The following is a 23,742-nucleotide window of genomic DNA, read 5'->3' as shown; positions in this document are numbered from 1 at the left end:
CATGCAGATCTGGGAGCCGCACGCCCTCGGGGAGACGACCGTCGTCCGCGCGGGCGAGGTCGAGGTGGCGATAGCCGGTACGGAGGCGATCACGGTCACCCCGGTCGCGCCGGACGTCTGGCTGATCGACGCCCCCGAAGGGAACGCGGCGCAGTGGAAACTGCCGTGCGTCAACGCCGCGGCCTTCTGGACGCCGGGCTCGGGCACCCGCTGGATCCCGCCGATCTGGAGCTCTCCGACGGCGGCCGGGCTGATCTCCGGCGCGCCCGTCGTCAGTCTCGTCGGCACGGCGGGGGCCAACCTGTGCACGGTGGCCCTGGCCTCGGTGACCGGCAGCTTCACCGGCGGCGTGATCGAGGAGACCGGCGAGTTCGTCTTCACCGTGCAGGGCGAGGGGCTGCGGATCCGGCTGGACCTGTCGGATCGGCAGTTCTCCGCGGCGCTGACCGAGGTCGCCGGATGGTGGCAGGAGGGCCGCGACCTGCCGCCCACGCCGCGTCAGGCCAGGCTGCCCGTGTACTCGACCTGGTACAGCATGCACCAGGAGGTCTCGCGGGAGTCGGTGGAGCTCCAGGCCCGTCTGGCGAAGGAACTGGGCTGCGCCACGATGATCGTGGACGACGGGTGGCAGACGGCCGACCGGTCGCGGGGGTACGCCTTCTGCGGCGACTGGGAGCCCAACATCTCCGACATCCGGCAGCACATCCAGCGGGTCCAGAGCGACGGCATGGCCTATCTGCTGTGGTACGCGCTGCCGTTCGTGGGCAAGGACAACGCCGCGTTCGAGCGTTTCGAGGGGAAGTTCCTGCGCTACCTCGACCACATGGACGCGGCCGTCCTCGACCCGCGTCACCCCGAGGTGCGCGCGTTCCTCGTCGGCAAGCTGGCGCGAGCGGTGGAGGAGTGGGGCGCGGACGGCCTGAAGATCGACTTCATCGACCGTTTCGGCACCGACGAAGGGGTGGCGGAGCTGCTGCGCGAGCTCGACGTCAGGCTCCGGGCGGCGAAGCCGGACGTGCTGATCGAGCACCGCCAGCCGTACACGAGCCCGGGTCTGTGGCCGTACGCGAACATGGTCAGGGCGGTGGACTGCCCGCTCAGCCCGCAGGAGAACCGGCAGCGGACGATCGACCTGCGGCTGACCGCCGGACCTCAGGCCGTGCACTCGGACATGATCCTCTGGCATCCGGACGAGTCCGCCGAGCAGGTCGCGGTGCACCTGATCAACGTGCTCTTCTCGGTGCCGCAGATCTCCGTGGACCTGGCGGCCCAGCGGCCCGACCAGCTCGCCGCCATCCGGTTCTGGCTGGGCGTCTTCCGGCGCCACCTCGCCACGCTGCAGCTCGGCGTGCTGGAACCGCACGGGGTCGAGCACGGATACCCGCTGGTGCGGGCCTACAGTGAGGAGAGCGAGGTCGTGGCCCGGTACGCTGCCCTGCCTGTGGACGTGCCGGAGATCGCAGAGCTGCTCGTGGCCAACGCCGCCCCCGACACCCGCGTCGTCCTGCACGGGCGGGGTGTCGCGACGGCCGAGGTCCGCGACTGCGGCGGGCGGCTCGTGAGCGAGAGCGAGCTGCGCTTCACCTCCGGCACGAGCGTGGTCGAGGTACCCGTGGGGGGCCTGCTGACGGTGAGGAGAGACTGAGTGGCGGCACGCCGTGGGATCACCATCGAGGACGTCGCCCGCGCGGCGGGCGTGTCCCGCCAGACGATCTCCAACGCGCTCAACGCCCCCCAGCGGCTCAAGCCGGAGACGCTGGAACGGGTGACCCGGCTGATCGAGGAGCTCGGCTACCGGCCCGACCAGTCGGCGCGCAGCCTCAAGTCGGGCACCAGGCGCATAATCGCCTACCCGACGCCGGTGGACGACCCCGCCAACCCCAACCCGCTGATGGGCGGGTTCCTGGAGGCCGTGGTGGCCTCGGCCGGGGAGGTCGGCTACCGGATCCTGCTGCTGCGGCCGCGCCCGGGCCAGAGTCAGGAGCAGGCACTGGACGAGGTGATCGCGGCTCGCACCGTGGACGCCTTCCTGCTGTCGGACGTTATGCGTGACGACCCCAGGGTCGCGCACCTGACCGCGGCGGGGTTCCCGTTCGCCGCGTTCGGCAGGACGATGCCGGACCAGCCGCAGTCGTGGGTGGACGTCGACAGCGTTCAGGCGGTCATCGAGCTGGTCGGGCTGCTGGCCGCCAGGGGGCATCGGCGCGTGGCCTTCCTGGCCTCCGTCGGCGCGCAACCGTGGATGGAGGACCGCAGAGACGGCTTCCGCGCCGGCGTCCGCAGGCACGGCCTGGTGGGGCAGGAGTTCTCCGCGCCGGGCGACGGCCCCGCGGAGCTCGTCACGGTCACCCGTGAGCTGCTGCGCGGCCGCAACCGCCCGACGGCCGTCGTGGCCGCCGGTGACTGGCTCGCGCTCGGCGTCTACGCCGCGGCCAGGGAGGAGGGCATCGAGATCGGCGCCGATCTCGCTCTGGCCGCCTTCGACGACCTTCCCCTCACCGCGTTCCTCCATCCCGCCCTGACCACGGTACGGCTGCCGCTCCAGCGCATCGCGCGGGCGCTGATCGGCCGTCTGATCCAGACGGTGGAGGACGGCGCGACCCCTCAGGCGGGGCTGCTGCTGCCCGGGGAGCTGGTGATCCGTCCCAGCATCGGCCCATGATGCGCATCGGCTCGGCCAGCTACGAGCTGGTCGCGATGTTCGAGTGGGCCCGGGCGAGGGCGCTGCGCCTGCGGCACGTGGGCGGCTCGTGGGGCCCCGTCGACGTCGACGAGCACCGGCCCGCGGGGACGGGACAGAGCCGCTACCTGCCCTCCTACTGGGCGGGGTACGCACACCGCAGCGGCTTCTACGCCCGCGACTTCGCCCACCAGATCGTCGGCGCGCACCTGCTCGGCATGGCCGAGGCCAACCTCACCATGCTGCGCTGCTTCGCCGCCTCGGCCACCCCCGAGCACGGCTTCCACCCGGTGTGGGCGTTCAACTTCGACGGCTCCTACCTGTCCATCGACTACCGCGGCCCCGACTCCTTCGTCCGTGAGCTGCCCGCGGTGTACGAGCTGGTGGAGAAGGCCGGGACCGCCTACCGATGGACCTGGGACCGCGCCTACGTCGAGGACCCCGTGCTGTGGTCCTACTACCGCAACGCGGTGACGGAGATCGTGCCGCGTGCCACCGGAAGGGGGATCTTCCAGGGCGTGGCCAGCTACAACGAGCTGGCCGGCGAGCACCTGGCGGAGGCGGGAGACTCCGTCGGCTCCCGGTACCAGGCATACCTGGCGATGAGCGCCCTGAGCCGGGCCCGCGGCCTGGACGGCGAGGACTTCGCCTGCCGGGCCGCCGAGCTGAGGCGACACTTCAACGAGGTCTGGAGCGTCGGCGAGAACCCCGCGGACCTGGTGCGCGGCTACACCGTGGACGGCGCCCCCGTCACCGGATGGGGCTGTGAGAACAGCTGGTTCATGCCGCTCAAGGACCTCATCGAGCCAGGTCCGCGCAACGAGGCCTACCTCGACTTCATCGACGGCCAAGCCGCCGGCCCCGAGCGTCCCCGCAACATCGAGGCCTACACGTACCTGCCCGACACCTTCTTCCGCCACGACAGGAACGCGGCCGCCTGGCGCTGGATGCGGCACGTCTTCGACCGGCGTGCGGAACCGCACGTCGCGGGCGGCCTCAACGGCGACTACCCCGAGGTGTCCTTCACGCTCGTCAGCCAGGTCGTCGAGGGCCTGCTCGGCGTCACGCCCGACGTGAACGCCGTGACCACGCTGTCCCACCTGCCCGACGACATCGCCTGGGCCGAGGTCTCGGGCATCCCCTTGGGCGACGGCACGATCACCGTCCGGCACGACGGCAGGACCGCCACCACGCTCACCAACACCTCCAGCGAAACCACCTACCGCTGGGAGGCCCGCTTCCCGGACGCCCCTGCCGTGGTCACGCAGGTCGCACCGGGACAGAGCGCCCTGGTCACCGCTCCTGGCCGTCCGGGGTGAGAGCGGGCTCGGCCGGCCTTCCGAAGGGGTGGCCGGCCGGGTGGGCCGTCTGCCGCCTATTCGAAGAGGGACGGGTCTCCGGTGCCGCGACGAAGGATCTCGGGCTCATCCTGTGACAGGTCCACGACGGTCGTCGGCGTGGCGCCGCATTCCCCCGAATCGATGACGGCGTCCACCATGTGGTCGAGGCTCTCCTTGATCTCCCAGCCCTGCGTCGAGGGCTCGGTCTCGCCGGGCAGGATCAGCGTGCTCGACACCAGCGGTTCGCCGAGCTCGGCCAGCAGCGCCTGGGTGACGACGTGATCGGGGATCCGGACGCCGACGGTCTTCTTCCGGGGATGCAGCAACCGCCGCGGCACCTCCTTGGTCGCCGGCAGGATGAACGTGTACCCGCCCGGAGTCGCCGCCTTGACCAGCCGGAACACCGCGTTGCTCACATGAACGAACTGGCCGAACTGCGCGAAGTCCTTGCAGACCAGGGTGAAGTGATGATCGCTGCCGAGGTGCCGGATCTCTCTGATCCGGTCGAGGCCGTCCTTGTTGCCCAGCCGGCACCCCAGCGCGTAGCACGAGTCCGTCGGGTACGCGATCAGCCCGTCGGCATGCAGGGTCTCGACCACCTGGCCGATCAGGCGAGGCTGGGGATTGTCAGGGTGCAGGTCGAAGTACTTGGCCACGCATCGGATCATAGGAGCACGTACCTCCACGCGTGACACGTGGCCCGGCCCGCACGGCCGAGTCACATACCGGGCGCGGATCATCTACGGGCGGGACGGGCGGCGGAGGCGTAAGCCGGTGAGGGCGGCGGCGAGGACCAGCGAGCCGGCCAGCACCAGCGCCCGCCCGTCGGGGCCCGCCTCGCCCCCGCCGCCGGTGTCCGCGCCGCCCGTCGGCGTCGCGGCAGGCGTCTTCTCCGGGGTCTCGGCCGGGGGCGTGCTTTCGGGGGCCGGAGTGTCTGTGGCGTCGGTGGCGCCCGGAGCGGTGGTGACGGTCAGGGGGTACGACGCCGGCGCGTCCTTGTCCTGGAGTTCGCACTCGATCAGGCGCTGCTGCGGGGTCGGCCCGAAGTTGACGGACGCGGGCCGCACCGTGCCGGACCCCGGATGCCGGGGCGTGGTCCGCAGGTCGACCGTGCCCGCAGGGAGGGGGATGACCGCTCCCGGGACGATCAGGCCGGGGCTGCCGACGCCCGTCGCCGAGGTCAGCCGGTCGATGCCGCTGACGGCGGCGTAGGCGTACAGCTTGATCTCGCCGGTCAGGCCGGTGGCGGGGGCGCGGAGTTCGGCGCCCTCGACGTACGAGCCGCGCCAGCCGATCGTCAGCTGCTCGTCCACGGGGGCGGTGGCGGGCACCGTGAGGGTGATGGTCATCTTGACGACCTGCGTCTCGTTCGTGCCGGCGGTCTTGCACGTGTACGCCGCCACCGTGCCGCTCTCGGGCGCGGGCGTGGCGAACAGCAGGACGGCCAAGGGCAGGATCAGTGGCAGACGCACGACGTTTCCCTTTGTGGCGGATGTGACACAGAAGGGACGGCGGACGGCGGCGGCAGGTTGACCGGACCGTCCACATCCGGACGACGCGTGCTGTGCGGAGCCGGTTCTGTCGGACCCGGCTGGTATCCATGGCTCCCATCAAGATGATCACGCTGGACGGCGGAGGCCCCGGGCTCTCGTGGAGAACGCGCAACTGAAGGTAATCGGTCTGCAACAATTCGTGCATGGCGATGTTGCGGTCAGTCAATGGCCTGCCCCACCACGGGGCCGGCGAGCTGGGGCGGGTGGCTCACGGCGCGCTGACCGGCCCCTCCGAGTCGGCCGGGTGGCCGAGGCTGTTCCTCGGCTACAACACCCTCCCCGACCCGCCGTTCCCGCTGGTCGGCTACCTGCAGTACGAGCTGGCGCAGCCGGGCGGGCTCGGCCTGCCCGCGTTGCTGCGCATGATGGCCGAGTCGATGCGGGCCCAGCCCGTCCCGCCCGAGGACGCCTTCGACGAGTCGCGGCGGCGGGTGGCGACGGCGATGCGGGTCGACGCGCTGGTGGTCGTCGCCCCCGCGCATGCCCTCGCGCCCGCCGAGGGCGAGGGCGCGTGGAGACCTCCGGCGTACCGGGAGGTGCCGCGCAGGCCCGCCGCGGCGCACCGGGAGGGCGCGTGGGAGCCCGCGGCGGCCCTGGCGGTCGACCGCGAGGGCGCGAGGGTGCTGCTGGTGGCCGGTCGGAGCGCCGAGGGCGGCCGCATCGGGCCGAGGCGGCCCGCGGAGGAGCCCGACGCCACGCTGGCCGGCCTGCTGGGCGAGGTGCTCGACGCCCAGCACGCCTGGACCAAGGCGGCCTTCGCGCTCTGACGCGGCGCGGCGAAGGCGTCGATGAGCCGGACGCATCCCCGGGCCCCGACTACTCTCCTTTGGAAGGGCATGTCTGGTGGTGGAGGGATTCGTGACGGTCAACGGGGCTGCGAGCCGCGAGACGTCTCCTGCTGCGGCGGCGTCCGGTGAGGCGGTCGGCCGGGTCCTGGGCACCCAGGCCGCCTCGCCGCTGTCGTTCTGGGTCGGGCTGGAGCCCGGCAAGGTGTTGCAGCTCGACGACGTCGTGGTCACCAGGCGCGAGGTGCCCGGCCACGGCCCGGTGCTGGTCGCGGGCGTGGTGACGACGGTCGAGGCCAGGCACGAGGGCGCCGCCTACGACTCCGACGTGTTCCTCATCGCCGAGGGCGCGCTGCCCGCGGCCGTGGTCGAGGTGGCCGAGGTGCGGGTCACCAGGGTCGAGCCCGAGGTGTTCGTGCCGCCGCTGCCGGGCTCCCAGGTCTTCCTGGCCGGGGCCGGCGACCGCGACCAGGCGCTCTACTTCGACGTGATGGACCGCCGGGTCCCCATGGGCACGGGCCGCGACGGCCTGCCGCTCTACGTCAACTTCGACTTCCTCGACGGCACCCGCGGCGCGCACGTGTCGATCTCCGGCGTCTCCGGCGTGGCCACCAAGACGTCCTTCGCCACGTTCCTGCTCTACTCGATCTTCAACTCGGGCGTGCTCGACGCCGAGTCGGCCAACACCAAGGCCCTGATCTTCTCCGTCAAGGGCGAGGACCTGCTCTTCCTCGACCACGACAACGTCCGGCTCGACGACGGGGCGCGGGCCGCGTACGCCCGGCTCGGGCTGCCCGCCCAGCCGTTCGGCAGCGTGCACGTGTTCGCGCCGCCGCGGCCCGGCGACCCCAACGGCGTGCCGCACGTGTCCGCGCGCACCCAGGGCGTCAGCTCGTTCTTCTGGACGCTGGTCGAGCTGTGCGAGGAGGAGCTGCTGCGGTTCGTCTTCGCCGACGCCGACGACGAGCGCGCCGGATACTCCCTGCTGGTGGGCCAGGTCGCGGCCCGGCTGAAGTCGTGGGCCGAGCCGGTGGGCGACGGCGGCGCGGTCATGATCAGGGGCACCGCCTGCCGCACCTTCGGCGACCTGGTCGAGCTCCTGTCCGACCAGTTGCAGGACGAGGCCACCCGCATCGAGTGGACCGGCGCCCAGACCCCGCTCGGCACGGTCAACGCCTTCCTGCGCAGGCTGCGCAGCGCGGTCAAGCCGCTGTCCCCGATCGTCCGCGGCGACCTGCCGTTCTTCCGGGCCCACTCGGTGCGCACGTCCGATGCCCAGGTCACCATCGTCGACCTGCACAACCTGCCCGAACGGGCCCAGCGGTTCGTGGTGGGCGTCGTCCTGCGCGGCGAGTTCCACCGCAAGGAGACCTCGGGCACGGCCAAGCCGCTGCTGTTCGTGGTGCTCGACGAGCTGAACAAGTACGCGCCGCGCGAGGGCGATTCCCCGATCAAGGAGATCCTGCTCGACGTGGCCGAGCGCGGCCGTTCGCTCGGCGTGATCCTCATCGGCGCCCAGCAGACCGCCTCCGAGGTGGAACGCCGCATCGTGTCCAACAGCGCCGTACGCGTCGCGGGCCGGCTCGACCCGGCCGAGGCCGCCCGCTCCGAGTACGGCTGGCTGCCCCCGGCCGTCAGGGAACGCGCCACGATCGCCAAACCGGGCACCATGTTCGTCGCCCAGCCGGAGATCCCGGTGCCGCTGGCCGTCGCGTTCCCGTTCCCCGCCTGGGCGACCCGTCCGGCCGAGGCGGCGTCCCGGGCGAGTTCGTCGGCCGCCGATCCGTTCCAGGGGTTGCCGGGCGTCGAAGACGACATTCCGCCGTTCTGAAGGGAGCTCGGTGAAATTCCTGCACACCGCGGACTGGCACGTGGGCAAGGTGCTCAAGGGCCGCTCCCGCATGGACGAGCACCGGGCCGTGCTGCGCGAGCTGGTCGCGGCGGCCCGCACCCACGACGTCGACGCGGTCGTGGTGGCCGGCGACCTGTTCGACACCTCGGCGCCGACGCCCGAGGCGCAGTCGCTGGTGCTCAACGCCCTCATGGCGCTGCGCGGCGACGGCCGTGACGTGGTGGTGCTGGCCGGCAACCACGACAACCCGCAGCTCTTCGAGGTCTACCGCCCTGTGCTGGGCAAGCTCGGCATGCACGTGGTGGGCGTCTTCCGCCGTCCCGACGCGGGCGGCACGCTGGCCTTCACGGCGCGCTCGGGGGAGCCGGTGCGGCTGGGGGTGCTGCCGTTCCTGTCCCACCGTTACGTCGTACGCGCCGCGGAGGTGCTCACCGGTACCGCCGCCGACCACAACCGCGACTACGCCACCCGCATCTCCGAGCTGGTCGGCGCGCTGACCGCGGGCTTCCAGAGCGACACCGTCAACCTGATCACCACCCACGGCACCCTGCCGGGCGGCGCGTTCGGCGGCGGCGAGCGCGAGGCCCAGTCGATCTTCTCCTACTACTTCGAGCCCAACGCCTTCCCGGTCTCCACCCAGTACGCCGCGCTCGGCCACCTCCACCGCAGGCAGCAGATCCCCGGCCCGTGCCCGATCTGGTACAGCGGCTCGCCGCTGGCCGTCGACTTCGGCGAGGAGGGCAACACGCCCGGCGCGCTGCTGGTGGAGGTCACGCCCGGGAGGCCCGCCGTGGTGCGCGAGCTGGCGTTCGCCTCGGCGCGCAGGCTGCGTACGGTGCGCGGCACGCTGGAGCAGCTTGAGGGCCTGGAGGCGGGCGACGACTGGCTCAAGGTGATCGTGGAGGAGAAACCCCGCGTCGGCCTGTCCGACCAGGTGCGCGACCTGCTGCCCGGCTCGGTCGACGTCGTCCTCGACGAGCGGTTCCGGCCGGTGCCGGCGGTGCGGCGTACGGGGTCGGCCGAGCGCAGCCCGCGCGAGCTGTTCCGCGAGTACCTGACCGCGACCGGCCGCCACGACGACCAGGTCGCCGCCCTGTTCGACCGGCTCTACGACGAGGTGACCGGCTGATGCGTCCCCTGCTGCTGCACCTCGACCACTTCGGCAGCTTTCGCGAGCCGGCCGTCGTCGACTTCTCCGACACCGAGTACTTCGCCCTGGTCGGCCCCACCGGGGCGGGCAAGAGCACGATCATCGACGCCATCTGCTTCGCCCTGTACGGCACCGTCCCGCGCTGGGGCAAGGAGAACGTCATCGCACACGCCCTGGCGCCGTCGGCGAGCTCGGGCAAGGTGGCGCTGGTGTTCGAGAGCGACCGGCGGCGCTACGGGGTGGTGCGCTCGCTGGTCCGCGACGCCAAGGGCACCGTGCGCACCAAAGAGGCCAGGATCGACGAGCTGGACCCGGCGGCCCCGCTCGGCGAGGCGTACGAGATGGTGCTGAAGCCGCTGGCCGAGGGCGAGAACGTCACGCCCGAGGTGCAGCGGGTGACCGGCCTGGAGTACAAGTTCTTCACCCAGTGCGTGGTGCTGCCGCAGGGGCGGTTCGCCGAGTTCCTGCACGCCGCGCCGCGCGAGCGCCAGGACCTGCTGGTGCAGCTCCTCGACGCCGACGTCTACGAGCTGATCAGGCAGCGGGCCGCCCGCGACGAGGAGGCCGCGCGCAACGCCGCCGCCTTCGCCCGCGACCAGCTCGCCAAGCTGGCCGGCGCGTCCGACGAGGCCGAACGCGAGCTGGCCGACCGGCTGGCCGCGCTGCACCGGCTGGCCGGTACCATCGACACCGACCTCGACCTGCTGCGCTCCCGAGAGTCCGACATCGGCCGGGCCGAGCAGGAACGCGCGTCGGTGGCCGAGCGGCAGTCGGCGCTGGCCGCGCTGCGCATGCCGCCCGCGGTGCCGACGCTGGCCTCGGCCCGCCGCGAGGCCGCCGACGCCATCACCGCGCTGGACGCCGAGGCGGCGGCCGTGGAGGCCGACGAGCACGAGGCGTTCGAGGCGCTGGCCGCGCTCGGCGACCGCGCCGAGCCGGTGGCGGCGCTGGCCGCGCTCGACGCCCGCGAACGCCTCACCGCCCAGGCCGCCGACGCCCGGAAGGCGGCGGCCGAGGCCGCCACGGAACTCGACCGCCTCACGCCCGCGGTCGCCGACGCCGAACGCGCGCTGACCGACGCAGAACACGAACGCGAGCGGCTGCGCGACGCCCACACCGCGGCCGGCCTGACCCACCGGCTGGCCGTGGGGGAGCCGTGCCCGGTCTGCCTGCGTCCGCTCGCCGAGCTGCCCCGCCACGAGACGCCCGCCGATCTCGGCGCCGCCGACCGCGCCCTGGCCGCCGCCCGCGACCACGCAAGCCGTGGCCGGGCGGCCCTGGCCAAGGCCGAGACGTCGGCGTCGATGCTGGCCACCCAGTCCGGCAGGATCGACGCCGAGCTGGCCGGGCTGCCCGCCCCCGGCGACCGCAACGAGATCGAAGGCCGCCTGGCCGCCATCGCCAAGGCCGAGGCCCTGGCCACCGAGGCCCGTACGGCCGTGCGCAACGCGCGCAAGAAGCTCGAACGCGCCCGTACCGCCGCCGAGCAGGTCGAACGGCAGGCCGAGAGCGCCTGGCAGACCCTCGGGGCCACCCGCGACCGGCTGCTCGTGCTCGCGCCCTCCGGCGACGCGCCGCCGCCGCTCACCCGCGACGACCTCCACCGCGCCTGGACCGAGCTGCTCGGCTGGCGCGACCGGGCCGCCGAGGCCGCCCGCGCCGCCCTGACCGAGCGCGAGCAGGAGCTCGCCCAGGCCACCGCCAGGCTCGCCGCCGAACGCCACAAGCTGACCGAACGCCTGGCCGAGCACGGCGTCACCGTCCCGCGCAACGCCACCCCCGACCAGCTCGGCGCGGCCGTCGCCGGCGCGGTCGCGCGGGCCGACGGCGCCCTCGAACGGGTCCGCGAGGAACGCAGGCGGGCCGCCGAGCTGGAGACCGCCGTCGCGGAGAAGGAGCACGAGGCCAAGGTCGCCCACGAGCTGGCGCTGCGCCTGCGGGCCAACGCCTTCGAGCGGTGGTTGTGCGCCGAGGCCCTGGCCGTGCTGGTCGCCACGGCGTCCGAGACGCTGATGGAGCTGTCCGACGGCCAGTACGAGCTGGCGCTCGGCGAACGCACCGGCGACATCGAGGTCATCGACCACGGCGAGGCGGGCCTGCGGCGCAGCGCCCGCACGCTGTCCGGCGGCGAGACCTTCCAGGCCGCGCTGTCCCTGGCCCTGGCGCTGTCGGGGGCCGTCGCCAGAGGGCTCGACTCGATCTTCCTGGACGAGGGCTTCGGCACGCTCGACCCCGCCACCCTCGACACCGTCGCCACCACCCTCGAACGCCTGGCCGCCGGGCAGGAACGCATGATCGGCGTCGTCACCCACGTCCCGGCGCTGGCCGACCGGGTGCCCGCCCGGTTCGAGGTGCTGCGCGACGCCAAGGGCTCGCACGTCCGGAAGGTGGGGCAATGACGTCGGGGGTCCAGGGGGCGTCGGGCTTCACCGTCGACCCCTGGGACCCGGGCTACGCCGCCGCGGTCGCCGTCGAGGCCCTGTCCGAGCTGGGCGCGACCAGTGCCGAGCTGGTCCTCGACGTCGAGCGGCCGGCCGCCGACTGGAAGCCGGTCACGCCGGGCCCCGGCGCCGCCGTCCCCGAGACGCTGCTGGTGGCCGACGGCGTGCGCCGGATCGACGCCCGCGTGTGGGTGCACGACTCCGACCTGCCGATGCCCGTCCCCGGGATCGCCGCCTCCTACGCCGCCGGGATCGTGCGCTGCGGGCGCGAGGGGGCCGAGCTGGCCGCGATCGAGGTCGACAGGGCGCTCATCTCGGCCTCGCCGTACGCGCCCGAGGTCAAGACCGCGCACGCCTCCTACCGGCCGCACAAGGCCGCCGACTCCAGCTTCGAGGAGCTGTCGCTCGCCCTGCAACGCCAGGTCACCCAGCTGGAGGTGGACCTCGCGGTCCGCCACCGGTCGCTGGGCAACGACCTGCTGCTGGTCGACGGGCCGCTGCGGGGGCGTACCCATCTGCCGCGCACGATCGGCTACATCAAGACGCACCACGCGGCGTACCTGCCGCCACCGCAGTCGGCCGTGGTCGCCGCGCTCACGCCGGGGCAGCGTACGCCGGTGTTCCTCATGGGCACGAGCTGGCGCAGGCACGCCTGGTACCTGCGGCTCCCGGTGCAGTCGTCGGCGCCGTGGGCCGGGATCGCCCGCTGCGAGGCCAGCGCCGACCTCGACCCGGCGCAGGTCGTGGAGCTGGCCGACGCGGTCACGCTGGCCCTGCCGGCGCTGGCCGGGGTCGACTACAAGGACCCGCGCGCCCCCCAGAACCTGGTCCCGATCGGCGGCCTGGAGAAACTCCTGCGCCACCACCTGGGCGACCCGCACCTGCTCTACCGCTCACTCCGCACGGCCGCGCAACTCGGCTGACCGGCCGGCCACCGGACGGGGGCCGCTACCAGCCTTTGTCGACGTCGCAGATGTTCACGGTGGTGCTGCGGCGGAGGCTGGTGGGGGTGAGGACGCGGAACACCACGGTGTAGCTGCCCTTGCCCTTCCAGGTGATCGAGGGCAGGACGGGCCTGGTCGAGGCGGTTGCCACCTTTCTGCCCTGGCTCTGGCCGTTGACGAGCCACTGGTAGTCGTAGCCGACGGTGGCGGTCACGTCGGCGTAGACGTTGAGGTCGTAGCGCCAGCAGTCGCCCACGCGGATGCCCTGGTAGGTCAGGGCCGCCGAGGTCACGCCGCCCTCGGCGGGGGTCGTCGGCCTGGTGGAGGTCGTCGGCCTGGTGGTGGAGGTCGGCCTGGCGGACGTCGGCTTGGTGGTGGGCGTCGGCCTGGTGGTGGGGGGTTGCGGGGACCTGGTGGGTTTCGCGGGCTTGCGGGTGGTCGATCGGCGGGTGCCGGACCTGCGGCTGTCGGGGACGTGAGTGGTGGGGGGTGCGGCGGCGTTCGTGGTGTTCGTGGTGTTCCGGCCCGGGGCGGTGGGCCACCACACCCAGGCGGCCGTCGCGGTGGCGGCCGTGAGGACGAGCGCCACGCCGCCTGCCAGCAGCGCGAGCCCGGCCCGGGGACGCCCGCCCGGCGGGTGGCGGGGGTGCCCGTGGGCGGAGGGGTGCGTGGGGCCGCCGGGCGGACGGCCGGAGGGGCCGGTCCAGACGTGAGGGACGGCCGGGTGGCCGGGGGAGGGCGGCGGCGCGGGGCGGGGGCCGCCTATGAGCTGGAAGAGCACGTCCTGCATGGTGGGGCGGGCGTCGGGGTGCTTGGCCAGGCAGGCGGCCACGATGGAGCGCAGCGGCTCGGGCACGCCGGCGAGGTGCGGCTCGCCGTACTGGATGCGGCCGAGTACGGCGGGCACCGAGTCGTTGCCGAACGGCGGGACGCCGGTGGCGGCGTACACCATGACGCAGGCCCAGGCGAAGACATCGGTGGCGGGGCCGACGGTGGCGCCCGCGAACTGCTCGGGAGCCATGTACGACGGCGTGCCCAGGATGCTGCTGGTGACCGTGGCGGAGGCGTCGGCGGCGCGGGCGATGCCGAAGTCGATGACCCGCGGCCCGTCGCGTCCCAGCAGGACGTTGGCGGGTTTGAAGTCGCGATGGACGACGCCCGCCCGGTGGATCGCGGCCAGCGCGGTCGCGGTCGCGACGGCGAGCCGTTGCAGGTCGGCCCCCGCATGGCGGCCTGCCTGCTGCAACGAGGGCCCCTCGACGTACTCGGTCACGATGTACGGCCGCCCGCCCAGCGAGGCGTCCAGCACCTGCGCGACGCAGAACGGCTCCACCCGCCGCGCGGCGGCGACCTCCTTGGCGAAGCGGCCGTCGCCGGTCGCGCCCTCGTGCAGGACCTTGATCGCGACCTGGGCGCCGTCGGGGGCCTCGGCCAGGTACACGGCGCCCTGGCCGCCCTCGCCGAGCTGCCTGACCAGCCGGTACGGGCCGATGGCCGGCGGCATCGTCATCAGTCGTCCATCGTGCAGATGGTCAGGGACACGCTCTTGGTCGCGGCGCTGGGGGCGGTGACCCGGAGGGTGACGGTGTGGGGGCCGGCCTTCAGCATGTACTGGCCGGCGGTGATGTAGGCGCTGTAGTCGTCCTCGGAGACCCAGGATCTGCTGCGCTCGACGCTCCTTCCGTCGATCAGCCAGGCGTAGGAGACCCAGATCTCGCGCTTGGTGGACTCCACGCGGCCCTGGAAGTGCAAGGGGGGCATGTAGCAGCCGCTTCCGGCGGACTGTCCGGGGCCGCCGGACAGGGTGATCTCCCCGACGCCGGCCCTTGCGGTGGTGACCGGCTTCTTGGTGGTGCGGGTGGGGGTGGGGGTCGGACGTGTCGTGGTGCGGGTGACGGTGGGGCGGGGGGTGGCTGACTCCGTAGGGCGGCGGGTGGTGGGGCGGGAGGTCGGTTTCTTGGTGGTGGCGGGTTTCGGGGTGCTCTTCCGCTGCGTTTTCCGCGGGGTGGAGGTGGGAGGCGTCGGGGTGGCGGAGGGGGCCGTGAGCGCGGACAGGCCGGGGAGGTGCGACCAGGGGGCGAGCCAGACGACCCCGCCCACGAGCGCCGCGGCCACGACCACCGACAACCCGGCGGCCAGCGGCACCACCCCCCGCCCGCGCCCGTGCCGCCGTCCCCCCGGGCCGGGGAACGGCGCCGGCCCCTGCCCCACGCCCCCGACCGGAGCGGGGCCCGGCGGTGGTCCCTGTCCCATGGCGCCGGACGGGGTGGGGTGCCGTGGTCCCTGGAGCTGGGAGGGGTGGGCCGGGGTGGGGGCGTCGCCGCCGAGGAGGCGGAGGAGGACGTCGCGCATCGTCGGACGGGCCGCCGGGTCCTTGGCCAGGCAGTCGTACACGATCGAGCGCAGCGGCCGGGGCAGGTCGCCGAGCTGCGGCTCGTTGTTCAGGATCCGGTTGATGATCGCGGGCAGCGTGTCCTGGCCGAACGGCGGCGTCCCGGTGCCCGCCCACACCACGACCGCGGCCCACGCGAACACGTCCGCCGGCGGCCCGACCATCTGTCCCGCGAGCTGTTCGGGCGCCATGTACGCGGGCGTGCCCACGATGCCGCTCGTCATGGTGGCCGACGCGTCCGCGGCACGGGCGATGCCGAAGTCGATCACCCGCGGCCCGCCTGGGCCGAGCAGCACGTTGGCGGGCTTGAAGTCCCGGTGCACGACGCCCGCCTGGTGGATGGCGGCCAGCGCCGTGGCCGTGGCGACGGCGAGCCGTTGCAGGTCGGCCCCCGTGTGGCGGCCCGCCTGCTGCAACGAGGGCCCTTCGACGTACTCGGTCACGATGTACGGCTGCGGCCCCGGGGACGCGTCGAGCACCTGCGCGATGCAGAACGGCTCCACCCGCCGCGCCGCCTCGATCTCCTTGGCGAACCGCTCGTCCGGCCCGGCGCCGTGGCGCAGCACCTTGACCGCCACCGTCCGCCCGTCGGGCGCCCGCCCGAGGTAGACGGTCCCCTGGCCGCCCGCGCCCAGCAGCCCGAGCAGCCGGTACGCCCCCACGACCGCCGGGTCACCCTCCCGCAGCGGTTCGACGTGCGCCATGAGAGAAGTGACTCCTGATACTGAAATGAACGAAGTTACTTACGATAGCGACCAATATCAGGATTTGTAGTCAAGTTGCGCGAGCAGCCGGCAGCGTCGCCGTAACGATCAAACCGCCGCCCTCGCGGGGCCGGGCCGTCACGTCGCCTCCGTGCGCGACGGCCACCGAGCGCACGATCGACAGCCCGAGCCCCGCGCTCATCCCCGTGACCACCCGCTCGGCGCCGTGCCGGTGGAACGGCTTGAACAGCAGCGGCACGTCGTACGGCGGCACGCTCGGCCCGCTGTTGCCCACCTCCACCTGGACCAGCCCGCCGGGGACCGTCCGGCTCGACACCCGCACCCAGCCGGTGCCGTCGTCGAGGTTGTGCCGGACGCCGTTCTCCACCAGGTTGTGCACCAGCCGTTCGAGCAGCAGCGCGTCACCCACGGTCGGCGCCGGAGCGGCGTCCTCCTTCACCACGACCTTCGCCTCCTCGGCGTCGCGCGCGGTCTGGGCGACCACGTGGGTGACGACGTCGGCGAGGTCCACCGGGGAACGGTCGGCGATCTCCTGCTCGGAGCGGGCCAGCAGCAGCAGGCCCGCGATGAGCCGTTCGTGGCGGGTGTTGATCTGCAACAGGCTCTCGCCCAGCTCCTTGACGTCGTCGGAGGCGGTACGCCGGTGCATGGCCAGCTCCACCAGCGCCCGGTTGAGCGTCAGGGGCGTGCGCAACTCGTGCGAGGCGTTGGCGACGAACCTGCGCTGGCCGTCGAAGGAGTGGTCCAGCCGTTCCACCATCGTGTCGAAGGTGTCGGCCAGCGTCTTGACCTCGTCCGGGGGGCCGTGGAGCGCGATCCGTTCGTGCAGGCCGCGTTCGGCCATCGGGGCGGCGGCGATGCGGCGCGCGGTCTCGGTCACCAGGTGCAGCGGGGCCAGTACACGTCCGGCCACCACCCAGCCCAGCCCGACGGCGGTCCCGCACACGACGGTCAGAGCGATCGCGCCCTGGGTGAGCAGCGAGGTCACGGCGGCCTCGCGCACCCCCTCCTCCTGCTGCCGCATCCACTTGACGGCGGCGGGGCCGACCAGCTCGACGCCGTCCTGCTTGAGGAAGATGACGTTCTTGCGGGTGCCGTCACTGGTCGTGAACCGGCTCTCGAACGACTGCGAGAGCTGCTGGTTGAACAGCAGGTACGTGACGCCCAGCAGGGCCAGCCCCGCCACCAGGAAGAGCGCGCCGTACACGAGCGTGAGGCGCAGCCTCAGGGTGGGGTGCGGACGTCTCATGGGATGCGGTACCCCACTCCCGGCACGGTCTCCACCACCGGCGGGTCGGCGAGCTTGCGGCGCAGCTTGAGTATCGTCAGCCGCACCACGCCGGTGAACGGGTCGGCGTGCTCGTCCCACGCCTTCTCCAGCAGGTGTTCGGCCGAGACGACCGTGCCCTGCGCCCGCATCAGCTCGGCCAGTAGGGCGAACTCCTTCTTCGACAGCGGGACGAACCGCCCGTTCCGGAACACCTCCCTGCGCGCCGGATCCAGCGTGATCCCGGCCCGGCGCAGCACCGGGGGAGTGGCCGGACGTGAGCGCCGTCCCAGCGCCAGGACGCGCGCCGCCAGCTCCGGGAGGGCGAACGGCTTGGTCAGGTAGTCGTCGGCGCCCATGGACAGCCCGCTCACCCGGTCGTCGAGCTGGGCGGCGGCCGTGAGCATCAGCACCCGCGCGTCGGAGTCGGAGGCGACCAGCTCCCTGCACACGTCGTCGCCGTGCACGCGTGGCAGGTCGCGGTCCAGCACGACCACGTCGTAGTCGTTGACCGCGATCCGTTCCAGCGCCGCCTCGCCGTCGTGGGCGAGATCGACCGCGTGGGTCTCCTCGCGTAACCACTCGGCGATCGCGCCGGCGAGCATGCGCTCGTCCTCCACCACCAGCACCCGCATTCCATACCTCCGGCTCGATTGTGACGCGGGTGGCATTTGATCGGGATAAGTCGGGATGGAAACGCTGGAGAAACACGGCCGCGTATTGCATCTCCCCTCGAAGGCCATCGGATCCGACGGAGGAGAGCATTCATGCGAGGACGACCCCTCATGGCGCTGGCCGCGGCCGCGCTGTTCCTGACGGCGTGCGGCGCCCAGGAGAGCGGATCGGACGTGGCGTCGGTGACCGGCACCGGCGCCCGGCCGTCGGCCGGCGCCTCGGCCACCACGGACCGCAGCGAGCAGGCCGTCAAGTACACCACCTGCCTGCGCGAACAGGGCCTGGACATGCCCGACCCCGGCCCGGACGGCCGGATGGAGATGAAGTTCGACAAGAGCTCCGGCGGCCCGGAGAAGGTCCAGAAGGCCATGGAGGCCTGCAAGCAGTTCCAGCCGGAGGGCATGACGTCGGGCAAGGGCGGCGACCCCAAGCAGGCCGAGAACATGCGCAAGCAGGCGCAGTGCATGCGTGACAACGGCGTGGAGGCGTTCCCCGATCCCGAGGGCGGCATGGTGCGCATCAACCGCGAGGTCGCCGAGGACCCCGACTTCAAGTCCGCGCAGGAGAAGTGCCGGATGAACATCGGCGGGGGACAGGGAGGCTCTTGATGGGGAGGGCCACCATCGACGAGAGGGCCGAGCCGGACGCCCCCTCACCGCGTCCGCGCCGCCGCCGCGGCGGCCGGACGATCGTCGTCCTCATCGGGGTCGCCGCCGCCGCGGGGGCGGCGGTCCTGGCGGTCAACCCCGGCGGCCTGCTGAACGGCGGCGCCGCCCCCGCCACGTCGGCCGCCGCGCTGCCCCCGGCCACCGCCCCGGTCACCCGGCAGACGCTGAACGACACCAGGGACGCCGACGGCGAACTCGGCTACGGCCCGGTCACCACGGCCACGGCCAGGAAGCCGGGCACGGTCACCTGGCTCCCCGACAGCGGCGACCAGATCACCCGCGGCCGGTCCCTGTTCCGCCTGGACAACAAGCCGGTCATGCTCCTGTACGGCACCACCCCCGCCTACCGCGACCTGAGGATCGGCGCCGAGGGCAGGGACGTCGAGAACCTGGAACGCAACCTGCGCAAACTCGGCTACGACGGCTTCACCGTGGACGACGAGTACACCTACGACACCGCCCAGGCGGTGAGGGAGTGGCAGGAGGACCGTGGCCTGGACGAGACCGGCGTGGTGGAGCTGGGACGGGTCGTCTTCGCTCCCGGCAAGGTCCGGGTGGAGAGCCTGGAGGCCGAGCGGGGCCAGCCCACGGCCCCGGGGCAGAAGATCCTCACCTACACGGGCACGAAGAAGGTCGTCACGGCGAAGCTGGCGGCCGAGGACCAGCGGATGGCCAGGAAGGGCACCAAGGTCTCGGTCGCGCTGCCCGGCGGCAAGGACGTGACCGGCCGGATCACCGAGGTCGCCACGATCATCGAGCCGGGGGATGGGCAGAACGCCGATCCGGAGACCCGCCTGGAGGTGCTGATCTCGCTGGGCAACGCCAAGGCCGCCAAGGGGCTCGACAAGGCGGCGGTGAAGGTGACGTTCACCGCCGACCGGCGGAAGGACGTGCTGACCGTGCCGGTGTCGGCGCTGGTGGCGTTGCAGGAGGGCGGGTTCGGGGTGGAGGTGGTCGAAGGTGGCAAGTCGCGATATGTGGCGGTGAAGACCGGGCTGTTCGCGGGGGGCCGCGTCGAGATCTCCGGCGACGGTCTCACCGACGGCATGACGGTCGGAATCCCGAAATGACCCACACCACTACCCCCTCCCCGCCCCCTTCGGGCACGCCCGCCGCGGACCACGGGATGAGGTGGCCCATGATCGCGCTCACCGGCGTCTCCAGGAGCTACCCCGGCGGGGTGGCCGCGCTGGACTCGGTGTCGCTGGAGATCCGGCACGGCGAGCTGGTCGCCATCGTCGGCCCGTCGGGCTCGGGCAAGTCCACGATGCTCAACATCGTCGGCACCCTCGACCGCCCGTCGGCGGGCCGCGTCGAGATCGACGGCTACGACGTCTCCAAGCTGTCGGACAACCAGCTCTCCGCCCTGCGCGCCACCACGATCGGCTTCGTCTTCCAGCACTTCCACCTGGCCGCCAAGGTCTCCGCCCTGGACAACGTGGCCGACGGCCTGATCTACACCGGCCTGCCCCTGTCCGAACGCCGCCGCAGGGCCGCGACGGCGCTGCGCCGCGTCGGCCTCGCGCACCGCGTCGACCACGAGCCGCACGAGCTGTCCGGCGGCGAGCGGCAACGCGTGGCCATCGCCAGGGCGGTGGCCGGCGACCCGCCGCTGCTGCTGGCCGACGAGCCCACCGGCGCGCTGGACTCGGTCTCGGGTACCGGCGTGATGGACCTGCTGCACGAACTGAACGGGAGCGGCACCACCATCGTGATCATCACCCACGACCGGGAGATCGCCGCCGGCCTGCCCCGCCAGGTGAGCATGCGGGACGGCCGGATCGTTGCCGACTCGGCCTCAAGCCCGGACACGGCCTCCCGCTCCGACTCGGCCTCAAGCCCGGACACGGCCTCCCGCTCCGACTCGGCCCCCGGTTCCGGGGCGCGCGGGGAGCGCGGGGTGCGTGTGCGGGAGTCCGTCGAATCCGAGGTGGCGTGATGGCCACGCTGGAGCGCCCCCGGCTCTCCCCGGCCAAGATGCGCCCGCGCGACGTGATGCGCGTGGGCGCGGTCGGCCTGCGCACCCGCCCGCTGCGGGCGTTCCTGTCGGCGCTGGGCATCGCGATCGGCATCGCCGCGATGATCGGCGTGGTCGGGATCTCGTCCTCCTCCAGCGCCGAGCTGGACCGTACGCTGTCCGCGCTGGGCACGAACCTGCTCACCGTCTCCTCCGGCACCACGCTGATGGGCGAGGCGGCCCAGATGCCCATGGACGCCGAGGCGATGATCGAGCGCATCGGCCCGGTGGAGACGGTCTCGTCCACGGGCAGGGTGCCGGAGGCCAAGGTCTACCGGAGCGAGGAGATCCCCGCGCCCCAGACCAACGGCCTGGGCACCGCCGCCGCCCGTCTCGACCTGCTGCCGACCGTGGGCGCGACGGTCCGCAGCGGCACCTGGCTCAACGCGGCCACCGAGCGCTACCCGGCCGCCGTGCTCGGCTCGGTCGCCGCCCGGCGGCTCGGCATCGGCGCGGTCACCCCCGACACGCAGGTGGTGATCGGCGGCATCCGGTTCACGGTGGTCGGCGTGCTCGACCCGGTGCCCCTGGCCGAGGAGCTGGACAGCGCGGCCCTGGTCGGCTGGCCGGTCGCGGAGTCCAGGCTGGACTTCGACGGGCACCCGACCACGCTCTACACCCGCTCGCAGGAGACGAGGCTGGAGTCCGTACGGTCGGTGCTGGCCGGCACGGCCAACCCCGAGGCGCCCAACGAGGTGGACGTGTCCCGCCCGTCGGACGCGCTGGCCGCCAAGCAGGCGACCAGCCAGGCCTTCGCCGGGCTGCTGCTCGGCGTCGGCGCGGTGGCCCTGATCGTGGGCGGCGTCGGCGTGGCCAACACGATGGTCATCTCGGTGCTGGAACGCCGCGCCGAGATCGGCCTGCGCCGTTCGCTCGGCGCGACGCGCGGCCAGATCCGCACCCAGTTCCTCGCCGAGTCGCTGCTGCTGTCCGCGCTGGGCGGCGTGGGCGGCATCCTGCTGGGGGCCGGCGTCACCGTCGGCTACGCCTTCTCCCGCGAGTGGCCCGCCGTGGTGCCCGGCTGGGCGACCGTCGGGGGCCTGGTGGCCACGCTGCTCATCGGCGCGGTGGCGGGGCTCTACCCGGCCGTGCGCGCCTCGCGGCTGTCGCCGACCGAGGCGCTGTCGGCGCCCTGAGGCGTCAGGAGCGGGCGTCCTCGCGCGGGACGTAGCAGGTCGTCCTGCCGACGATCCTGACGTTCGGCCCGTCGAGGACGGTGAGCTCGAACGTCAGGTTCGTCAGGGGGTTGCGCACGACGGAGACCTCGGGGCTCTCGTCACGCAGGTCGAGGTCCTCCACGATCCGGTCGTAGCCCATGTCCTGGAGGGTGTCCAGCAGGCCGTCGGGGGCGTCGGCGGCCTCGCCCTCGGCCCGGACGAGCCGGCGCACCTGGCCGGGCACGCACGAGCGGTCTTCGGTCTCGTCGGAGCGGTGGTCCGGCGCCACGCGCAGCGCGGCGCTGGTGAGCAGGGTGTCGGTGTCGGCGGTGAGCTGCCTGGCCGCCTCCTCGAAGGAGAACTGGCGGCCGGAGGTACAGGCTGCCGCGACCGCGACGCAGATCAGCACCGCGGACATCATGACCGAGCGACCAGCCAGGCGCACATCAGGACAATATCGGAGATCAATTCCGGGCGCAGGGCGATTAACGCACCATTAATGATCGATATCTAATGGTCGTTCGGCCGCCATTCTCAGGAGGGCCCGCTTTTCAGGTCGTCCAGCTTGCGTTCGATGCGGTCGAGGCGCCGGTACAGCTCCTCCAGGTCGCCGCGTTCCACGTCCTCCTCCTCGGGGCGCAGGCGGACCAGCAGCGAGCCGCCGGGCTCCAGGCGTACCACTTCGGTGTCGGCGACGCTGTCGGCGCCTCTGAGCTGGAGCATCACGTTGAGATCGGCCTGCCGGACGCCCATCCGGCGCAGCGCGGAGGGGATGAAGTGCCCGTCGCGGGCCAGGACGACCGGGGCGCCCTCGAACATCCTGCCGACCGCGGGCACGGTCGCCGCCCACCGCACCACGAGCGCGTTGACGGCCACCAGGATCACCACGCCGACCAGGCCGCCGATCAGCGAGTTGTCCGGGCCTATGATCGCGTTCTGCACGACGTTGCTCATCAGCAGCATGACCACGAAGTCGAAGTTGTTGAGCTGCGCGATGCCGCGTTTTCCGGCGATGCGGAGCAGGACGGCGATCGTCACGTAGACCGCGATCGTCCTGACGGTCTTGTCGGCGAGCGAGACCCCCAGGTCGAACAGGTCGTTCACCGGCGCCTCAGCTTGGCGATCAGCCCCAGGTCCTCCACGCAGCGGCCGAGGCCCAGCGCCACCGAGTCGCTGGGCCGCTCCGCGCGCCGCACCGGCATGGACAGGCCCTCCTGCATCCGCCGGCGCAGGCCGGGCAGCAGCGCGCCGCCGCCGACCAGCACCATGCCCCGCTCGCCCAGGTCGGCGGTCAGCTCGGGAGGGCAGCGTTCCATGGTGGACTCGGCGGCCCGCACGATGTGCTCGACCGATTGCACGGCGGCCTCGCGGACCCGGGCGGCGGGCAGCGCGACCGCGCGCTCCTCGCCGGTGCCGGCGTCCCTGCCGTGGATCAGCACGTTCCCGGCCGGCTCCCGGGTCGCGTGCAGCTTGGCCGACTCGGCCTGCCGGTCGTCGGCCAGCAGGCCGTGTTCGTCCTCGACCAGGCGGGCTACGGCGCGGGTGACGGCGTTCCCGCCGCCGCGCACGGTTCCGGCGGCGACCACGGCCCCGCAGGAGAGCACGGCGACCCTGGCGGCGTCGCGGCCGATGTCGACGACCATGTGCCCGGTGCCGTCGCGCACCTGCAGGCCCGCGCCGAGCGCCGCGGCGATCGCATGCTTGACCAGCAGGATGCCGCGGGCCTCCGCCTCGAACCCGGCGTCGCGCAGCGCCACCCGCTCGATCGGCGTGAACTCGTCGGGCACGGCCATGACCAGACGCGGCCGGGGGAAGGGGTGCCGGTGCACCTTGCGCAGGAAGTGCCTGATCATGCGCCGGGCGAGCTCGCCGTCCTGGGGCAGGCCATCGCTGATCGGCCAGTACGTCTCGCCGTCCGTGACGTCAACGCCGTCCGCGGCCTCGGCGCCGTAGCCGAGGACCTTGCCCGTCTCCCTGTCGCGCATGACGGCCGAGGGCTCGTCGAGCACGATGCCCTTGCCCTTGGCATAGATCCTCGTGCTGGCCGCGCCGAGGTCGATCGCCAGGTCACGACCCAGGAGGCTCATCGCCGTACT

Annotated in this window: 21 protein-coding genes; 12 read left to right on the top strand and 9 right to left on the bottom strand. The window is 72.9% G+C overall.

What is annotated here, in order from left to right:
- The first annotated feature begins 1 nt into the window (after position 1).
- From AB0J97_RS05290 to AB0J97_RS05280, 3 genes are read left to right on the top strand one after another with little or no spacing between them, the layout of a single operon-like run.
- On the top strand, positions 2–1,645 hold the full coding sequence (locus AB0J97_RS05290; RefSeq protein WP_364084758.1) for a glycoside hydrolase family 36 protein: 1,644 nt from the start codon (positions 2–4) through the stop codon (positions 1,643–1,645).
- Positions 1,646–2,662, top strand: a complete 1,017-nt coding sequence (locus AB0J97_RS05285) for a LacI family DNA-binding transcriptional regulator (RefSeq protein WP_364084755.1) — start codon at positions 1,646–1,648, stop codon at positions 2,660–2,662.
- Positions 2,659–3,999 (top strand): hypothetical protein, encoded by a 1,341-nt coding sequence (locus AB0J97_RS05280; RefSeq protein WP_364084752.1) that lies wholly within the window; start codon positions 2,659–2,661, stop codon positions 3,997–3,999. The genes AB0J97_RS05285 and AB0J97_RS05280 overlap by 4 nt, the downstream gene beginning before the upstream one ends.
- A 56-nt stretch (positions 4,000–4,055) precedes the next feature.
- Here AB0J97_RS05280 and AB0J97_RS05275 read toward each other — a convergent pair whose 3' ends face one another.
- Both AB0J97_RS05275 and AB0J97_RS05270 read right to left on the bottom strand, forming a co-directional pair.
- On the bottom strand, positions 4,056–4,688 hold the full coding sequence (locus AB0J97_RS05275; protein ID WP_364084749.1) for an L-threonylcarbamoyladenylate synthase: 633 nt from the start codon (positions 4,686–4,688) through the stop codon (positions 4,056–4,058).
- Between the two features lie 72 nt (positions 4,689–4,760).
- The gene (locus tag AB0J97_RS05270; RefSeq protein WP_364084746.1) at positions 4,761–5,492 is read right to left on the bottom strand and encodes a hypothetical protein; all 732 of its coding nucleotides are present in this window, start codon (positions 5,490–5,492) and stop codon (positions 4,761–4,763) included.
- 224 nt (positions 5,493–5,716) lie between these two features.
- Here AB0J97_RS05270 and AB0J97_RS05265 point away from each other — a divergent pair, with 224 nt between their 5' ends.
- From AB0J97_RS05265 to AB0J97_RS05245, 5 genes are all read left to right on the top strand, one after another.
- Positions 5,717–6,340 (top strand): hypothetical protein, encoded by a 624-nt coding sequence (locus AB0J97_RS05265; RefSeq protein ID WP_364084743.1) that lies wholly within the window; start codon positions 5,717–5,719, stop codon positions 6,338–6,340.
- Positions 6,341–6,431: 91 nt separating this feature from the next.
- Positions 6,432–8,189: an ATP-binding protein gene (locus AB0J97_RS05260; RefSeq protein ID WP_357699105.1), complete on the top strand. Its 1,758-nt coding sequence runs from the start codon at positions 6,432–6,434 to the stop codon at positions 8,187–8,189.
- A 10-nt stretch (positions 8,190–8,199) separates the two neighbouring features.
- Entirely contained in the window at positions 8,200–9,339 is a 1,140-nt protein-coding gene (locus AB0J97_RS05255) for an exonuclease SbcCD subunit D (RefSeq protein ID WP_364084739.1), read from the top strand.
- On the top strand, positions 9,339–11,759 hold the full coding sequence (locus AB0J97_RS05250; RefSeq protein ID WP_364084736.1) for an SMC family ATPase: 2,421 nt from the start codon (positions 9,339–9,341) through the stop codon (positions 11,757–11,759). Before AB0J97_RS05255 ends, AB0J97_RS05250 begins: the two co-directional genes overlap by 1 nt.
- Positions 11,756–12,724: a hypothetical protein gene (locus AB0J97_RS05245; RefSeq protein ID WP_364084733.1), complete on the top strand. Its 969-nt coding sequence runs from the start codon at positions 11,756–11,758 to the stop codon at positions 12,722–12,724. Before AB0J97_RS05250 ends, AB0J97_RS05245 begins: the two co-directional genes overlap by 4 nt.
- A gap of 25 nt (positions 12,725–12,749) precedes the next feature.
- Here the strand turns inward: AB0J97_RS05245 and AB0J97_RS05240 are convergent, their stop codons facing one another.
- From AB0J97_RS05240 to AB0J97_RS05225, 4 genes are all read right to left on the bottom strand, one after another.
- Positions 12,750–14,255, bottom strand: a complete 1,506-nt coding sequence (locus tag AB0J97_RS05240; RefSeq protein ID WP_364084730.1) for a serine/threonine-protein kinase — start codon at positions 14,253–14,255, stop codon at positions 12,750–12,752.
- Entirely contained in the window at positions 14,255–15,841 is a 1,587-nt protein-coding gene (locus AB0J97_RS05235; RefSeq protein WP_364084727.1) for a serine/threonine-protein kinase, read from the bottom strand. The genes AB0J97_RS05240 and AB0J97_RS05235 overlap by 1 nt, the downstream gene beginning before the upstream one ends.
- 70 nt (positions 15,842–15,911) lie before the next feature.
- Entirely contained in the window at positions 15,912–17,111 is a 1,200-nt protein-coding gene (locus AB0J97_RS05230) for a HAMP domain-containing sensor histidine kinase (protein WP_364084724.1), read from the bottom strand.
- Positions 17,108–17,764, bottom strand: coding sequence for a response regulator transcription factor (locus tag AB0J97_RS05225; RefSeq protein WP_357699119.1), 657 nt, complete (start codon positions 17,762–17,764; stop codon positions 17,108–17,110). Before AB0J97_RS05225 ends, AB0J97_RS05230 begins: the two co-directional genes overlap by 4 nt.
- A 132-nt stretch (positions 17,765–17,896) precedes the next feature.
- Between AB0J97_RS05225 and AB0J97_RS05220 the strand changes: the two genes are divergently transcribed.
- From AB0J97_RS05220 to AB0J97_RS05205, 4 genes are all read left to right on the top strand, one after another.
- On the top strand, positions 17,897–18,412 hold the full coding sequence (locus tag AB0J97_RS05220; RefSeq protein ID WP_357699121.1) for a hypothetical protein: 516 nt from the start codon (positions 17,897–17,899) through the stop codon (positions 18,410–18,412).
- Positions 18,412–19,542, top strand: a complete 1,131-nt coding sequence (locus tag AB0J97_RS05215; protein ID WP_364084719.1) for a peptidoglycan-binding protein — start codon at positions 18,412–18,414, stop codon at positions 19,540–19,542. The genes AB0J97_RS05220 and AB0J97_RS05215 overlap by 1 nt, the downstream gene beginning before the upstream one ends.
- 68 nt (positions 19,543–19,610) lie before the next feature.
- Positions 19,611–20,411, top strand: a complete 801-nt coding sequence (locus AB0J97_RS05210; protein WP_364084716.1) for an ATP-binding cassette domain-containing protein — start codon at positions 19,611–19,613, stop codon at positions 20,409–20,411.
- Entirely contained in the window at positions 20,411–21,625 is a 1,215-nt protein-coding gene (locus AB0J97_RS05205) for an ABC transporter permease (RefSeq protein ID WP_357699127.1), read from the top strand. Before AB0J97_RS05210 ends, AB0J97_RS05205 begins: the two co-directional genes overlap by 1 nt.
- 4 nt (positions 21,626–21,629) lie before the next feature.
- Here AB0J97_RS05205 and AB0J97_RS05200 read toward each other — a convergent pair whose 3' ends face one another.
- The 3 genes from AB0J97_RS05200 to AB0J97_RS05190 form a co-directional block, all read right to left on the bottom strand.
- Positions 21,630–22,091 carry a hypothetical protein gene (locus tag AB0J97_RS05200; RefSeq protein ID WP_364084712.1) on the bottom strand — a complete coding sequence of 154 codons (462 nt, stop codon included), beginning with the start codon at positions 22,089–22,091 and terminating at the stop codon, positions 21,630–21,632.
- 89 nt (positions 22,092–22,180) lie between these two features.
- Positions 22,181–22,750 (bottom strand): YetF domain-containing protein, encoded by a 570-nt coding sequence (locus tag AB0J97_RS05195; RefSeq protein WP_357699131.1) that lies wholly within the window; start codon positions 22,748–22,750, stop codon positions 22,181–22,183.
- Complete coding sequence (locus tag AB0J97_RS05190) at positions 22,747–23,733, bottom strand: rod shape-determining protein (RefSeq protein WP_364084708.1); 987 nt, start codon at positions 23,731–23,733, stop codon at positions 22,747–22,749. Before AB0J97_RS05190 ends, AB0J97_RS05195 begins: the two co-directional genes overlap by 4 nt.
- Between the last annotated feature and the right edge of the window lie 9 nt (positions 23,734–23,742).

This window comes from Nonomuraea sp. NPDC049607 (genome assembly GCF_040675375.1).
GTDB lineage: Bacteria > Actinomycetota > Actinomycetes > Streptosporangiales > Streptosporangiaceae > Nonomuraea.
The sequence above is the reverse complement of the archived record's forward strand: the minus strand, read 5'-3'. Positions and strand labels throughout refer to the sequence as shown.

Coding starts and splice junctions, on each gene's coding strand:
- AB0J97_RS05290 (WP_364084758.1), top strand. CDS start 2: ATGCAGATCTGGGAGCCGCACGCCCTCGGGGAGACGACCGTCGTCCGC.
- AB0J97_RS05280 (WP_364084752.1), top strand. CDS start 2,659: ATGATGCGCATCGGCTCGGCCAGCTACGAGCTGGTCGCGATGTTCGAG.
- AB0J97_RS05275 (WP_364084749.1), bottom strand. CDS start 4,688: ATGATCCGATGCGTGGCCAAGTACTTCGACCTGCACCCTGACAATCCC.
- AB0J97_RS05265 (WP_364084743.1), top strand. CDS start 5,717: ATGGCGATGTTGCGGTCAGTCAATGGCCTGCCCCACCACGGGGCCGGC.
- AB0J97_RS05250 (WP_364084736.1), top strand. CDS start 9,339: ATGCGTCCCCTGCTGCTGCACCTCGACCACTTCGGCAGCTTTCGCGAG.
- AB0J97_RS05245 (WP_364084733.1), top strand. CDS start 11,756: ATGACGTCGGGGGTCCAGGGGGCGTCGGGCTTCACCGTCGACCCCTGG.
- AB0J97_RS05240 (WP_364084730.1), bottom strand. CDS start 14,255: ATGACGATGCCGCCGGCCATCGGCCCGTACCGGCTGGTCAGGCAGCTC.
- AB0J97_RS05235 (WP_364084727.1), bottom strand. CDS start 15,841: ATGGCGCACGTCGAACCGCTGCGGGAGGGTGACCCGGCGGTCGTGGGG.
- AB0J97_RS05230 (WP_364084724.1), bottom strand. CDS start 17,111: ATGAGACGTCCGCACCCCACCCTGAGGCTGCGCCTCACGCTCGTGTAC.
- AB0J97_RS05225 (WP_357699119.1), bottom strand. CDS start 17,764: ATGCGGGTGCTGGTGGTGGAGGACGAGCGCATGCTCGCCGGCGCGATC.
- AB0J97_RS05220 (WP_357699121.1), top strand. CDS start 17,897: ATGCGAGGACGACCCCTCATGGCGCTGGCCGCGGCCGCGCTGTTCCTG.
- AB0J97_RS05215 (WP_364084719.1), top strand. CDS start 18,412: ATGGGGAGGGCCACCATCGACGAGAGGGCCGAGCCGGACGCCCCCTCA.
- AB0J97_RS05210 (WP_364084716.1), top strand. CDS start 19,611: ATGATCGCGCTCACCGGCGTCTCCAGGAGCTACCCCGGCGGGGTGGCC.
- AB0J97_RS05205 (WP_357699127.1), top strand. CDS start 20,411: ATGGCCACGCTGGAGCGCCCCCGGCTCTCCCCGGCCAAGATGCGCCCG.
- AB0J97_RS05190 (WP_364084708.1), bottom strand. CDS start 23,733: ATGAGCCTCCTGGGTCGTGACCTGGCGATCGACCTCGGCGCGGCCAGC.